Source organism: Pseudomonas sp. 50_B (assembly GCF_017491625.1).
GTDB lineage: Bacteria > Pseudomonadota > Gammaproteobacteria > Pseudomonadales > Pseudomonadaceae > Aquipseudomonas > Aquipseudomonas danubii.
The window spans coordinates 1-13,395 of sequence record NZ_JAFGYX010000044.1 but is presented as its reverse complement, the minus strand read 5'-3'; the positions used below and the strand labels follow the sequence as shown (position 1 = coordinate 13,395).

The 13,395-nt window shown below is 65.0% G+C and carries 10 protein-coding genes; 7 read left to right on the top strand and 3 right to left on the bottom strand.

The window, feature by feature from the left end; all coding sequences use genetic code 11:
* Positions 1-29 precede the first annotated feature (29 nt).
* On the bottom strand, positions 30-1,274 hold the full coding sequence (locus tag J5M73_RS30465; protein WP_102863073.1) for a saccharopine dehydrogenase family protein: 1,245 nt from the start codon (positions 1,272-1,274) through the stop codon (positions 30-32).
* 29 nt (positions 1,275-1,303) lie between these two features.
* Positions 1,304-2,401: a carboxynorspermidine decarboxylase gene (locus J5M73_RS30460; protein WP_102863074.1), complete on the bottom strand. Its 1,098-nt coding sequence runs from the start codon at positions 2,399-2,401 to the stop codon at positions 1,304-1,306.
* Between the two features lie 354 nt (positions 2,402-2,755).
* Between J5M73_RS30460 and J5M73_RS30455 the strand changes: the two genes are divergently transcribed.
* From J5M73_RS30455 to J5M73_RS30425, 7 genes are all read left to right on the top strand, one after another.
* The gene (locus J5M73_RS30455) at positions 2,756-4,081 is read left to right on the top strand and encodes an NAD(P)/FAD-dependent oxidoreductase (protein WP_102863075.1); all 1,326 of its coding nucleotides are present in this window, start codon (positions 2,756-2,758) and stop codon (positions 4,079-4,081) included.
* Complete coding sequence (locus tag J5M73_RS30450; protein ID WP_011061806.1) at positions 4,081-4,491, top strand: RidA family protein; 411 nt, start codon at positions 4,081-4,083, stop codon at positions 4,489-4,491. The genes J5M73_RS30455 and J5M73_RS30450 overlap by 1 nt, the downstream gene beginning before the upstream one ends.
* A gap of 70 nt (positions 4,492-4,561) precedes the next feature.
* The gene (locus J5M73_RS30445; RefSeq protein ID WP_102863076.1) at positions 4,562-5,239 is read left to right on the top strand and encodes a DUF1028 domain-containing protein; all 678 of its coding nucleotides are present in this window, start codon (positions 4,562-4,564) and stop codon (positions 5,237-5,239) included.
* On the top strand, positions 5,232-6,395 hold the full coding sequence (argE, locus tag J5M73_RS30440) for an acetylornithine deacetylase (protein WP_102863077.1): 1,164 nt from the start codon (positions 5,232-5,234) through the stop codon (positions 6,393-6,395). The genes J5M73_RS30445 and argE overlap by 8 nt, the downstream gene beginning before the upstream one ends.
* Positions 6,396-6,676: 281 nt before the next feature.
* Positions 6,677-8,167, top strand: a complete 1,491-nt coding sequence (locus tag J5M73_RS30435; protein ID WP_102863078.1) for an aldehyde dehydrogenase — start codon at positions 6,677-6,679, stop codon at positions 8,165-8,167.
* A 108-nt stretch (positions 8,168-8,275) separates the two neighbouring features.
* A complete protein-coding gene (locus J5M73_RS30430) occupies positions 8,276-9,730 on the top strand; it encodes an APC family permease (RefSeq protein ID WP_207816823.1) in 1,455 nt (484 codons plus the stop codon).
* A gap of 2 nt (positions 9,731-9,732) precedes the next feature.
* On the top strand, positions 9,733-11,145 hold the full coding sequence (locus J5M73_RS30425) for an aspartate aminotransferase family protein (protein WP_102863080.1): 1,413 nt from the start codon (positions 9,733-9,735) through the stop codon (positions 11,143-11,145).
* Positions 11,146-11,314: 169 nt separating this feature from the next.
* Here J5M73_RS30425 and J5M73_RS30420 read toward each other — a convergent pair.
* Positions 11,315-13,395, bottom strand: a 2,081-nt coding sequence (locus J5M73_RS30420) for an autotransporter domain-containing protein (RefSeq protein WP_207816822.1), incomplete at its 5' end; no start/stop codon positions are given.

Genomic DNA, 13,395 nt, shown 5'->3' with positions numbered 1-13,395 from the left:
GGTCGGCGCCCGCTGTGGGTGGGGCAGGATCAGATGGCGGCGTCCCAAGGACGATCGCCATGCTCGTCCTTGATGCGGGTCGGCAGGCCCATCACGTCCAGCGCCTTGAGGAACGGCTTGGCCGCCAGTTCCTCGACGTTGACCATGCGTTGCACGTCCCACTCGCCACGGGCGACCAGCAGGGCGGCAGCCACTGGCGGTACACCGGCGGTGTAGGAAATGCCCTGGCTGTCGGTCTCGGCGTAGGCTTCTTCGTGGTCAGCCACGTTGTAGATGAAGACTTCGCGCGGCTGGCCATCCTTGGTGCCCTTGACCAGGTCACCGATGCAGGTCTTGCCGGTGTAGCCCGGGGCCAGGGAGGCCGGATCAGGCAGCACGGCCTTGACCACTTTGAGTGGCACCACTTCCAGGCCTTCGGCGGTCTTGACCGGTTGCTCGGAGAGCAGGCCGAGGTTGCGCAGCACGGTAAACACGTTGATGTAGTGCTCGCCGAAGCTCATCCAGAAGCGCACGTTGGGCACGTCGAGGTTTTTCGACAGCGAGTGCACTTCGTCGTGGCCGGTCAGGTACAGGTTCTGCGAGCCGACCACGGGCAGGTCGTCGGTACGCTTGACTTCGAACATGGTGTTGCTGGTCCACTGGCTGTCTTGCCAGCTCCACACCTGTCCGGTGAATTCGCGGAAGTTGATTTCCGGGTCGAAATTGGTGGCGAAGTATTTGCCGTGGGAACCGGCATTGACGTCGAGAATGTCGATGGAATCAATGCGGTCGAAATGTTCTTGCTTGGCCAGGGCGGCATAGGCGTTGACCACGCCCGGATCGAAGCCCACGCCGAGAATGGCGGTGACTTTCTTCTCCTGGCATTCCTCGAGGTGCTTCCACTCGTAGTTGCCGTACCAGGGTGGGGTCTCGCAGATCTTGCCCGGCTCTTCGTGGATCGCGGTGTCCAGGTAGGCCACACCGGTATCGATGCAGGCACGCAGCACCGACATGTTGAGGAACGCGGAGCCGACGTTGATGACGATCTGCGACTCGGTCTCGCGGATCAGCGCCTTGGTCGCTTCGATGTCCAGCGCGTTGAGGGCGAAGGCTTTTATTTCAGCGGGCTGTTTGAGGCTGCCCTTGGCCTTGACGCTGTCGATGATGGCCTGGCATTTGGAGATGTTGCGCGACGCGATAGCAATACGACCGAGTTCGTCGTTGTGCTGCGCGCACTTGTGGGCCACCACCTTGGCGACACCTCCTGCACCAATGATAAGAACATTCTTCTTCAATTTATTTACTTCTCCTCGTGTCTGTCCGCTCAGGAAAGGCTGGACAGGTAGTCTTCGAAACCAAACTCGCGCACCACGTCGATGCTGCCATCGAGTTGTTTCACGACAATGGACGGCATTTTCAGACCGTTGAACCAGTTTTTCTTGACCATGGTGTAACCCGCAGCGTCGATGAACGACAGTCGATCGCCGATGGCCAGCGGACGATCAAATTGGTATTCGCCGAAGATGTCCCCGGCCAGGCAGGATTTGCCACACACCATGTAGGTATGTTCACCCGTGCTTGGTGACAGCTTGGCGTTCAAGCGATAAATCAGCAGGTCGAGCATGTGGGCTTCGATGGAGCTGTCCACCACCGCCAGGTGCTTGCCGTTGTACAGGGTGTCGAGCACGGTCACTTCCAGGGACGCGCTCTGGGTGATGGCGGCTTCGCCCGGCTCCAGGTAGACCTGTACGCCGTACTTCTCGGAGAACGCCTTGAGGCGCGCGCAGAAGGCGTCCAGGGCGTAGTCCTCGCCGGTGAAGTGAATGCCGCCGCCGAGGCTGACCCATTCCACCTTGTGCAGCAGGTGGCCGAAGCGCTCTTCGATGGTGGTCAACATCTGGTCGAACAGGCCGAAGTCGCCGTTCTCGCAGTTGTTGTGGAACATGAAGCCGGAGATCTGTTCGATCACGCCTTCGATCTTCGCCGGGTCCCACTCGCCCAGGCGGCTGAACGGGCGCGCCGGGTCGGCCAGCAGGTAGTCCGAGCTGCTCACCTGGGGATTGACCCGCAGGCCGCGGACCTTGCCGCTGGAGGCATCGGCAAAGCGCTGCAGCTGGCTGATGGAGTTGAAGATGATCTTGTCGCAGTTGGCGAGCATGTCCTCGATCTCGTCGTCGGCCCAGGCCACGCTGTAGGCATGGGTTTCGCCTGCGAACTTCTGCCGGCCGAGCTTGAGCTCGTACAGCGACGAGGAGGTGGTGCCGTCCATGTACTGCTGCATCAGGTCGAACACCGACCAGGTGGCGAAGCACTTGAGGGCCAGCAGGGCCTTGGCGCCGGACTGCTCGCGCACGTAGGCGATCTTCTGCATGTTGCTCAAAAGCTTCTGCTTGTCGATGAGGTAGTACGGCGTCTTGATCATTTCAGGGTCTCCGGCAGGGCCAGCCAAAAAGGTAGGCATTGTGCCCTCAGTGCCTGCAGATCGAAAGCACGGAAATGCATTTTCGCCGGGTAATCATCTGAACGGCCAAACTGATCAGTCTGATGGCCGCGGGTCAGCGCCCGGACGTCCCCGACCACGGTCCGGCCTCGTGCAACCCGGGGCCGTAGGCCCTCGTGCTGCCTCGTTTTTTCTTATCCAGGGAGCACATTTTTAGTCATTTTCCTTCGCCGACGTCTGTCGCACCATCTGCTGCATCCGACTCACACCCGGGTTCTGAACCAGGTGTCCAGCGCTTGCGCTGACGCCCTTCGTCTTGCAGAAGGACACACATACATGACCGTAGAACAAATACAAGTGGATACCCTGGTGGTCGGCGCGGGCCAGGCCGGCGTGGCCATGAGCGAACACCTGAGCAAGCTCGGGGTGCCCCATCTGGTGCTGGAGCGCAGCCGCATCGCCGAGGCCTGGCGCACCGGACGCTGGGACTCGCTGGTGGCCAACGGGCCGGCCTGGCATGACCGCTTTCCCGGCCTGGAATTCGATACCCCTGCCGATGCCTTCCCGGCCAAGGATCAGGTGGCGGACTACTTCGAGGCCTATGCCCGCCGGTTCAATGCGCCGATCCGCACCGGTGTGGAAGTGCGCAAGGTGCAGCGCAATGTCGGACGCCCCGGCTTCACCGTCGAGACCTCCGAGGGGGTGATCCAGGCCCAGCGCGTGGTGGCCGCCACCGGACCTTTCCAGCGCCCGGTGATTCCGCCGATTGCGCCCAAGGATGCACGGGTTGAGCAGATCCATTCCGCCGCCTACCGCAATCCGCAGCAACTGCCGGCGGGTGCGGTGCTGGTGGTGGGGGCGGGTTCCTCCGGCGTGCAGATTGCCGATGAGCTGCAGCGAGCGGGGCGCCAGGTCTACCTGTCGGTGGGGGCCCATGACCGTCCGCCGCGTTCCTACCGTGGCCGGGACTTCTGCTGGTGGCTCGGGGTGCTGGGGGAATGGGATGCGGAGATTGCCAAACCGGGCCGGGAGCACGTGACCATTGCTGTCAGTGGTGCCCGCGGCGGCCAGACCATCGACTTCCGCGCCCTGGCCCATCAAGGCATCACCCTGGTGGGGCTGACCCAGGCCTTCGACGGTGAGCGCGTAACCTTCCGGGCGGACCTGGTGGACAACCTGGCCCGAGGCGACGAGAACTACCTGGCGCTGCTGGACGCGGCCGATGCCTATATCGCCCGCAACGGCCTCGACCTGCCGCCGGAGCCCGAGGCTCGGCAGCCAGTCCCTGATCCGCAGTGCGTGAAACAGCCGATCCTGGAGCTGGACCTGCTGGCGGCCGGGGTCACCTCGATCATCTGGGCCACCGGCTATGCCGTGGACTTTTCCTGGCTGCAGGTGGATACCTTCAGCGAACAGGGCAAGCCCCTGCACCAGCGCGGTGTGTCCCGCGAACCCGGGGTCTATTTCCTCGGCCTGCCCTGGCTGTCGCGTCGGGGTTCCTCCTTTATCTGGGGCGTCTGGCACGACGCCAAGCACGTCGCCGATCACATCGCGACCCAGCGCAAATACCTGGCCTACAGCCAAGCCCGGCAGTCCTCGACGCAGACTTCAGCGCAACCAGAGACACCGATCCGCAACCTCGACAGCGTGGGAGCCCACTGATGCCTACTCATACCCGTATTCGCATGTTCAACACCAAGGACACCTATCCCAACCAGTCCCTGGACAATGACCTGTGCCAGGCGGTGCGTGCCGGCAACACGGTGTACGTGCGCGGTCAGGTCGGCACTGATTTCGACGGTCGGCTGGTGGGCCTCGGCGACCCGCGAGCCCAGGCCGAACAGGCGATGAAAAACGTCAAGCAACTGCTGGAAGAAGCCGGCAGCGACCTGTCCCATATCGTCAAGACCACTACCTACCTCACCGACCCGCGTTACCGCGAGCCGGTCTATCAGGAGGTGGGCAAGTGGCTCAAGGGCGTATTCCCGATTTCCACTGGCCTGGTGGTCTCGGCCCTCGGCCAGCCGCAATGGCTGATGGAAATCGACGTGATCGCGGTCATTCCCGAGTGACCCCCGTGCGGTTGTTTCCAGCGGCGCCGAGTCGAGCGTCCATGCAGGCCCAGTGGGCCAAGGAGTTGCCATGACTTTTTCCATCGTTGGCCGCTGTGCCGAAACCGGCCAGTTGGGCATCGCCATCAGTTCGTCGAGCATCGCCGTCGGTGCTCGTTGCCCCTGGGTGCGAGCGGGAGTGGGGGCGGTGGCCACCCAGAACGTGACCCTGCCGGCCCTGGGGCCGCAGATTCTCGATCTGCTGGAGAACCACAAGCTCGATCCCGGCACGGCCCTGGACAAGGCCCTGGGCAGCAACGGCTGGAGCCAGTACCGCCAGGTGACGGTGATCGACGGCCAGGGGCGCACAGCGCTGTTCAGTGGCCAGCAAGCCCTGGGCCTGCACAACGCGCTGGCCGGCGAACAATGCGTGGCCGCCGGCAACCTGCTGGCGGGCACAGGCGTGATCGAGGCCATGGTCGAGGCGTTCGAACAGACGCCGGGGATTCTCGTCGAGCGCCTGCTGGCGGCCATGCACGCAGCGATGGCTGCCGGGGGCGAGGCGGGGCCGGTGCATTCGGCGGCGCTGAGCGTGGTGGACGACCTGACCTGGCCCATCGTCGACCTGCGGGTGGACTGGGCCGATGAAGACCCTATCGGCCAGTTGGCCGGCCTCTGGCAGGCCTATCGCCCACAGATGCAGGACTACCTGACCCGGGCCCTGGACCCCACGGCGGCGCCCAGCTACGGAGTGCCGGGCAATGAGTGAGCATTCGAGCCGCGAGCTGCTGGCGCGGTTGGTGGGTTTTGCCACGGTCAGCCGCGACTCCAACCTGGAACTGATCGGTTTTATCCGCGACTACCTGGCGGGCCACGGGGTGGACAGCGAACTGATCTACAACCCGCAGCGCACCAAGGCCAATCTGTTTGCCAGCATCGGTCCCGGCGATCGCAGCGGTGTGGTGCTGTCCGGGCACACCGACGTGGTGCCGGTGGATGGCCAGGCCTGGAGCGTCGAGCCGTTTGTCTTGAGCGAGCGGGAAGGGCGCCTGTACGGCCGTGGCACCGCCGACATGAAGGGCTTTATCGCCTCGGTGCTGGCGGCGGTGCCGGGCTTGGTCCGGCGAGAGCTGCGCATACCGATCCACCTGGCCTTTTCCTATGACGAGGAGGTGGGCTGCCTGGGCGTGCGGCCGATGCTCGAACGATTGCAGCAGCGCCGGCACAAGCCGTTGCTGTGCCTGATCGGCGAGCCCACCGAACTGCGCCCGGTGCTGGGCCACAAGGGCAAGCTGGCCATGCGTTGCCAGGTGCGTGGCGCGGCCTGTCATTCGGCCTATGCGCCATATGGGGTCAATGCCATCGAGTACGCGGCGCGGCTGATCGGCAAGCTGGGGGAGATCGGCGGCCGACTGGCCCGTCCCGAACACCACGACCCGCGCTTCGATCCGCCGTTTTCCACGGTGCAGACCGGCACCATCAAGGGCGGCCGGGCGCTGAACATCGTACCGGCGGACTGCGAGTTCGATTTCGAGGTGCGTACCCTGCCGGAGTTCGATGCCCAGGCCGTGGTGGATGAACTGCAGCGTTATGCCCAGGATCAATTGCTGCCGCAGATGCAGGCGGTACAGGCCGACACCGGGATCGCCCTGCAACCCTTGAGCGCCTACCCCGGGCTGGCCACCGCCGCCGACAGCGAAGCCGCCGAACTGCTGGCGTTGCTCAGTGGTTCGCGGGCGTTCGGCACTGTGGCGTTCGGCACCGAGGGCGGGCTGTTTCATCAGGCCGGTATCCCCACGGTGGTCTGTGGCCCGGGCAGCATGGACCAGGGGCACAAGCCGGACGAGTTCATCAGCCTTGAGCAGTTGCACGCCTGCGACGCCATGCTGCGGCGCCTGGGGGATTGGCTGGAGCGTCCGACCTGACCTTGCCCAGCGCTTGACGAGTCTTGTTTCACGCCCCAGGCCATCTTCCGGATGGCCTGGGCGTTGGCGTTTGTGCGGCCCGGCCCAGGACCTTGGCTACCGAGCTTTTTCATGGTGCCGGAGCATATTTTTAGTATTTTTCCTCTCGCTCGCGGTGACGCACCATCCTCCCTACCTACCTACCTACCTACCTACCTACCTACCTACCTACCTACCTACCTACCTACCTACCTACCTACCTAACAACCAGGCCGTTACCACGGTCGACGAGGGAGTGCAGCGTGTTCGATCTCGGTTACTGGCAGCAGCGAGCTGCCCGGCAAACATTCATTGACCAGGCGCTGATCGGCGGCCAACGGTTGTCCGCCCAGTCCGGCGCCACGTTCGATGCCATCAACCCCGCCACCAATCAACGCTTGGCCCGGGTCAGCGCCTGTGGCGCCGCCGAAGTGGACCTGGCGGTGGCCGCCGCGCGCCGGGCCTTCGACCAGGGGCCCTGGGCGCGCATGGCCCCGGTGGAACGCAAGAAGGTACTGCTGCGTCTGGCCGAGCTGATGCTCGCCCACCGCGAGGAGCTGGCCCTGCTGGAATCCCTGAACATGGGCAAGCCGGTGATGGATGCCTGGAACATTGACGTGCCTGGTGCCGCCAACGTCTTCGCCTGGTACGCCGAAAGCGTCGACAAGCTTTACGATCAGGTGGCCCCCGGCGCCCGCACCAGCCACGCCAGCATCAGCCGTGAAGCCCTGGGGGTGATCGGCGCCGTGGTGCCCTGGAACTTCCCCCTGGACATGGCGGCCTGGAAGCTGGCGCCGGCCCTGGCGGTGGGCAACTCGGTGGTGCTCAAGCCCGCCGAGCAGTCGCCGTTCTCGGCCCTGCGCCTGGGCGAACTGGCCCTGGAGGCCGGGTTGCCGGAAGGGGTGCTCAACGTGGTGCCGGGCCTGGGCGTCGAGGCCGGTCGCGCCCTGGGCCTGCACCCGGATGTGGATTGCCTGGTGTTCACCGGCTCCACCGAAGTGGGCAAGTATTTCATGCAGTACTCGGCCCAATCCAACCTCAAGCAGGTCTGGCTGGAATGTGGCGGCAAGAGCCCGAACCTGGTGTTCGCCGACTGCCAGGACCTGGACCTGGCCGCCGAGAAGGCCGCCTTTGGCATCTTCTTCAACCAGGGCGAGGTGTGTTCGGCCAACTCGCGGCTGCTGGTGGAACGCAGCATTCATGACCCGTTCGTCGAACGCCTGCAAGCCAAGGCTCGGGACTGGCGGCCGGGCAATCCCCTGGACCCGGCCAGCCGTGCCGGGGCCATGGTCGATGCCCGCCAGACCGCCAGCGTCATGGGCTATATCAAGGGCGCCCGGGAGCAGGGCGCCGAGCTGGCGTGCGGCGGCCGGCAACTGATCATCGATGGCAGCGACAACTACATCGAACCGACCATTTTCACGGGCGTGGATCGGCAGATGACCCTGTTTCGCGAAGAACTGTTTGGCCCAGTGCTGGCGGTGACCGCCTTTGACCACGAGGAACAAGCTGTAGCGCTGGCCAACGACAGCGTCTATGGCCTGGCGGCGTCGCTGTGGAGCGATGACCTCAACCGTGCCCACCGGGTGGCCCGGCAGCTGCGGGCCGGCACGGTGTCGGTGAACACCGTGGACGCCCTGGACGTCACCGTGCCCTTTGGCGGCGGTCGGCAATCGGGGTTTGGTCGCGACCTGTCGCTGCACGCTTTCGACAAGTACACCCAACTGAAAACCACCTGGTTCCAGTTGCGCTGAGCCATGCCTTGCGACCTGCTCGCCAGGTCCAGTGCCGCGCCGTCAGAGCGCGTCTTTACCTGCCGCTTCGGCGGCAGGCCCACAACAATAAAAAGCGGAGTGTGTGCCATGACTGCAAGTGTCTCCATCGGGGCTGCAAGCCCCCTGCAACGCGGCGGTTTGCGCCGGGTCCTGGGCCTGGGTTCGCTGGTCTCGGTAGCCGTCGGCCTGGTGGTGTCCCAGGGAGTGATGGTGCTGATGCTGCAAGGGGCGGGAATGGCCGGGCTGGGCTTCTTCATGCCCCTGCTGCTGGCCTATCTGATGGCCCTGACCTACGCGCTGTCCTTTTCCGAACTGGCGCTGATGGTGCCTCGGGCCGGCAGCTTGAGCAGCTACACCGAAGTGGCCATCGGGCACTTCCCGGCGATCCTCGCCACCTTCTCCGGCTACATGGTGGTGGCGATGTTCGCCCTGTCCGCCGAACTGCTGCTCCTGGACCTGATCATCGGCAAGGTCTACCCCGGCGCGCTGCCGCCGATGCTGGTGGCCTATGGCGTGCTGGGCACCTTCACCTTGCTCAATCTGCTGGGCATTGACGTCTTCGCCAAGCTGCAGACGGTCCTGGCGGTGGTGATGGTGGTGATTCTGCTGACCCTGACCCTGGGCCTGGGCGCCATCGGCAGCGCGCAGGCGGATCTGCAACTGCCGCTGGATCAGGGCTGGAACCCGATGGAAGTGGGGGCGCTGGCGCTGGCCGCTATGGCCATCTGGGGCTTTGTCGGTGCCGAGTTCGTCTGCCCGCTGGTGGAGGAAACCCGCAACCCGGAACGCAATATCCCGCGCTCGATGATCATTGGCCTGAGCATCATTTTCCTGGTGATCACTCTGTATTGCCTCGGCGCACTGCTGTGCATTCCCCGGGAGCAACTGGCGAGCAACCCGCTGCCGCATTTCCTCTTCGCCACCTCGGTGTTCGGTGAGGCCGGCAAACTGTTCCTGGTGGGTGCGGTGATCACCGCGACCTGCAGCACGGTCAATTCGTCCCTGGCGGCGCTGCCGCGCATGCTCTACGGCATGGCTCAGAACGGCCAGGCCTTTCCCCAGTTCAAGCGCCTGAGTCCGCGCACCCGTACGCCCTGGGTGGCGGTGTTGTTCATTGCCGCGCTCACGGGCCTGCCGATCCTGCTGCTGGGCCAGGACCCGGATTCCATCAGCCTGCTGCTGTTGGCCGCGGCCCTGGCCTGGCTCTTGGCCTACATCATCGTGCACATCGACGTGATCGCCCTGCGACGTCGCTACCCCGAGGCGCCACGGCCGTTCCGTTCACCCTTCTACCCCTGGCCCCAGGTGCTGGGCATCGTCGGCATGCTGTTTGCGATCTATCACGTCTCACCGTCGCCGCAGATGACCGCGCGGATCTTCGGCAGCGCCGGGGTGGTGCTCGGGGTGATCTCGGTGATTGCCGTGCTCTGGATCAAGCTGGTGATGCGCAAGCCACTGTTTGTTCCCGAGCCGCTGTTGCCCCTCGAACCGGGGCTCGCTGCAACCTCTTCCCTTGAACCCACTTGCCGTGCAGGAGAATGACCATGAGCGCTTCCAACCCTCAGCCAGACAACGCCCCGCAACGCAGCACCCAGGACTACCAGGCCGCCGACGCCGCGCACCATATCCATGCCTTTCTCGACCAGAAGGCGCTGAATGCCGAAGGCCCGCGGGTCATCGTCCGGGGCCAGGGCCTGCACCTGTGGGACAACGACGGCAAGCGCTACCTGGACGGCATGTCCGGCCTGTGGTGCACCAACCTGGGCTACGGCCGCAAGGACCTGGCGGCCGCCGCCAGCGCCCAGCTGGAACAGCTGCCGTACTACAACATGTTCTTCCACACCACTCACCCGGCGGTGGTGGAACTCTCGGAGTTGCTGTTCAGCCTGTTGCCGGGGCACTACAGCCACGCCATCTACACCAACTCCGGCTCCGAGGCCAACGAGGTGCTGATCCGCAGCGTGCGTCGCTACTGGCAGATCCTCGGCCAGCCGCAGAAGAAGGTGATGATCGGCCGCTGGAACGGCTATCACGGCTCGACCCTGGCGGCCACCGCCCTGGGCGGGATGAAGTTCATGCACGACATGGGCGGGTTGATCCCGGACGTGGCGCATATCGACGAGCCTTACTGGTTCGCCCACGAAGGCAACCTGACGCCCGCCGAGTTCGGTCTGCGCTGCGCCCGTCAGCTGGAAGAAAAGATCCTCGAACTGGGGGCCGAGAACGTCGCCGGTTTCATCGCCGAGCCGTTCCAGGGCGCGGGCGGCATGATCTTCCCGCCGGACAGCTACTGGCCGGAGATCCAGCGCATCTGCCGCCAGTACGACGTGCTGTTGTGTGCCGACGAAGTGATTGGCGGTTTCGGCCGTACCGGGGAATGGTTCGCCCACCAGCACTTCGGTTTCGAGCCCGATACCCTGTCCATCGCCAAGGGCCTGACCTCGGGCTACATCCCCATGGGCGGCCTGGTGCTGAGCAAGCGCATCGCCCAGGTGCTGGTGGAGCAGGGCGGGGTGTTCGCCCACGGTTTGACCTATTCCGGGCACCCGGTGGCGGCCGCCGTGGCCATCGCCAACCTCAAGGCCCTGCGCGATGAAGGCGTGGTGAGCCAGGTCAAGAACGACACCGGTCCCTACCTGCAGCAATGCCTGCGCGAAGTGTTCGGCAAGCATCCGCTGATCGGCGAGATCCAGGGCACCGGGCTGGTGGCGGCCCTGCAGTTCGCCGAGGACAAGGCCACGCGCAAACGCTTTGCCAACGAGAACGACATCGCCTGGCGCTGTCGCACCCTGGGCTTCGAAGAAGGCGTGATCATTCGCTCGACCTTCGGGCGCATGATCATGGCCCCGGCCCTGGTGGCTACCCGCGGTGATATCGATGAGTTGATCGACAAGACCCGGCGCGCGGTGGAACGCACGACCCAGGAAATCGAGGCCGGGCAACTGCCAACGGCCTGAGGGCTGCTGCTGGATCGAGCGCTTGTCGGCGCTGTTAAAACACAACACCCCGCCAGAGTCGGACTCTGGCGGGGTGTTGTTTTGTTGCCGTGGCTCAAGGGGAGCCATTTCCATCTGTGGGGTTCAGCCCTGGGCCACTAATCTGTGGCCAGGGTTCAGAACGTGTCGTTCAGAACTTACCGTTGAGACCCAGGCGGAAGGTGTCGTTGCGTTCGTCCGAGCCCAGGGCGGTCTTGTACGAGACGCCCAGTTGCCAGGCGCGTCCCAGGTTGAAGTCCACGCCCATGTCCAGGCTGGCGAAATCGCTGTCCAGGGCATCGGGTTTGAGCCGGTACAGGGTGCCTTCGTCGCCCTGGTCGGTGTAGCGCATCTTGTAGTCACTGCTGTTACTGAAGTTGTGGCCCCAGGCCAGGCCGACCTTGGGCGTGACCACACCGACAGGGGTCATCAGGTCGTAGCCCGAGCGCACGCCGAGGTAGGAGGTGAAGTTCTGCTGGCGCTGCTCGTCGTAGGACAGGCCATAAATGCCGCCGCCACTTTCACGGTAGGCGTCCAGGCGGGTGGTGCTGGCATTCAGGCGGCTGTAAGGGGTCAGCGACAGCGGACCCTGGCGGTACTCGTAGCTGGCGGTCAGGGAGGCGAACAACTGGTCGGCATCCCGCGAGCCACGGGCATAGTCATCGGCACTGCCGGTGATGTAGCGGCGTGAGTCGAAGCTGATGCGGTTGTAGCCCAGCAGGCCGTCGACATACACCTGCGGGGCCAGGTTCAGGCTCAGGTAGGTGGCAATGCCGATGGCGTCCGCGTCGCTGCGGGTGTGGTTCTTGCCGATGTCACTACGGTCGTTGCCGTAGCCGAAGCCGATCCCGGCAATGGCCGTGGGCGACAGGCGATAGTCGACCCCGGCGCTCAGGCCCAGGGTGGTAAAGCTGTTGTCCCGGGCGCCCCGTGCGTGGGTCGAGCCGACGTTGACGAAGCCGTCGCTCCAGAACGCCAGGGCATCCTGTTGGCAATTGTCTTTGAGGGCGGCAGCGGCTTCGCGTTTTTCCTGCTCGGTCTGGTTGGCCGAGGCCCCCAGTTGGTCCTGGACGGCCTTGGCGATCTCGCCCAGCGGCACCTCGCGGCCTTCCTTGCGCAGGCTGGCGTTGAACGAATTGCGGTCGCAACTGATCTGGTGCAGTTGCTCCAGCCGCCGGTTGAAGTTGTCCATCTGGGTGCTGGCAAAGCGTTCCGCGGCCCGGGTCTGGGCGTTGAGCAGGCCAATCACTTCGGCGTCCTTGGTGGGGTCCGAACGTTCCTGGATGGTGAAGGTGACGGTGCTCGAGGCACTGGAGCCGCTGCCGTTTTGCAGGCTGAAGCTGACGATCGCGGTGCCGGCGAAAGCGGCCGACGGTACGAAGCGCATCGAGAACGGGCCCATCATCCTCGCCTGGCCGGCCGAGGCCGGGGTGACCGAGCCCAGGATGGCCTGGGTGAATGGACCGCCGGTAGCGCCTTGGGTCAGGTCGACGGTGGCTGACTGGCCCGCAGCGAGGATCTGGCTGGAGGCGGGCACGCTGATTGCCACCGCGGCGATGGTGATCGAGTAGGCCTGGGAGCCGGTAGCGCCGTTGGCATCGGTGGCGGTGATGGTCAGGTTGGCAGTGCCGCTGGTGCTGGGCGTACCGCTGATCAAGCCGCTGGCGGTGTTCAGGCTCAGGCCCGCCGGCAGGCTGCCGCTGCTGATGCTGTAGCTGTAGGGCGCCGTGCCGCCGGAGACACTCAGGGTCGCGCTGTAGGCACTGCCCGCGGTACCGGCGCCGAGGGAAGCTGGGGTCAGCACCAGGGTCGGCGCGCTGACGGTGATGGTCACGGTGGCCGGGCTGGAAGTGCCGCTGGCGTTGGTGGCGGTGTAGGTAAAACTGTCGGAACCGGAGAAGCCGGCAGTCGGGGTGTAGGTGATGCTGGTGCCGCTGGCGGTGGCGGTGCCATGGCTGGCCGCGCTGGCGACGGCGACGCTGGTGGCCGCGCCACCGCTGAGGTTGAGAGTGATCGGGTTGGTGCTGCTGTTGGCCGCCACCGTGGCGCTGACGGCGCCGGCCACCGGCGCCTGGACGCCGATGGTGATCGAGTAGGCCTGGGAGCCGGTGGCGCTGTTGGCGTCGGTGGCGGTGATGGTCAGGCTGAGGCTGCCGCTGGCCATTGGTGTGCCGCTGATGGCGCCGGTTGCAGTGTTCAGGATCAGGCCGGCCGGCAGGCTGCCGGCGGTGA

Excerpts from the sequence above, each read along its gene's own strand:
- J5M73_RS30455 (WP_102863075.1), top strand. The coding sequence starts at position 2,756 with ATGACCGTAGAACAAATACAAGTGGATACCCTGGTGGTCGGCGCGGGC.
- J5M73_RS30430 (WP_207816823.1), top strand. The coding sequence starts at position 8,276 with ATGACTGCAAGTGTCTCCATCGGGGCTGCAAGCCCCCTGCAACGCGGC.
- J5M73_RS30450 (WP_011061806.1), top strand. The coding sequence starts at position 4,081 with ATGCCTACTCATACCCGTATTCGCATGTTCAACACCAAGGACACCTAT.
- J5M73_RS30445 (WP_102863076.1), top strand. The coding sequence starts at position 4,562 with ATGACTTTTTCCATCGTTGGCCGCTGTGCCGAAACCGGCCAGTTGGGC.
- J5M73_RS30425 (WP_102863080.1), top strand. The coding sequence starts at position 9,733 with ATGAGCGCTTCCAACCCTCAGCCAGACAACGCCCCGCAACGCAGCACC.
- J5M73_RS30460 (WP_102863074.1), bottom strand. The coding sequence starts at position 2,401 with ATGATCAAGACGCCGTACTACCTCATCGACAAGCAGAAGCTTTTGAGC.
- argE (WP_102863077.1), top strand. The coding sequence starts at position 5,232 with ATGAGTGAGCATTCGAGCCGCGAGCTGCTGGCGCGGTTGGTGGGTTTT.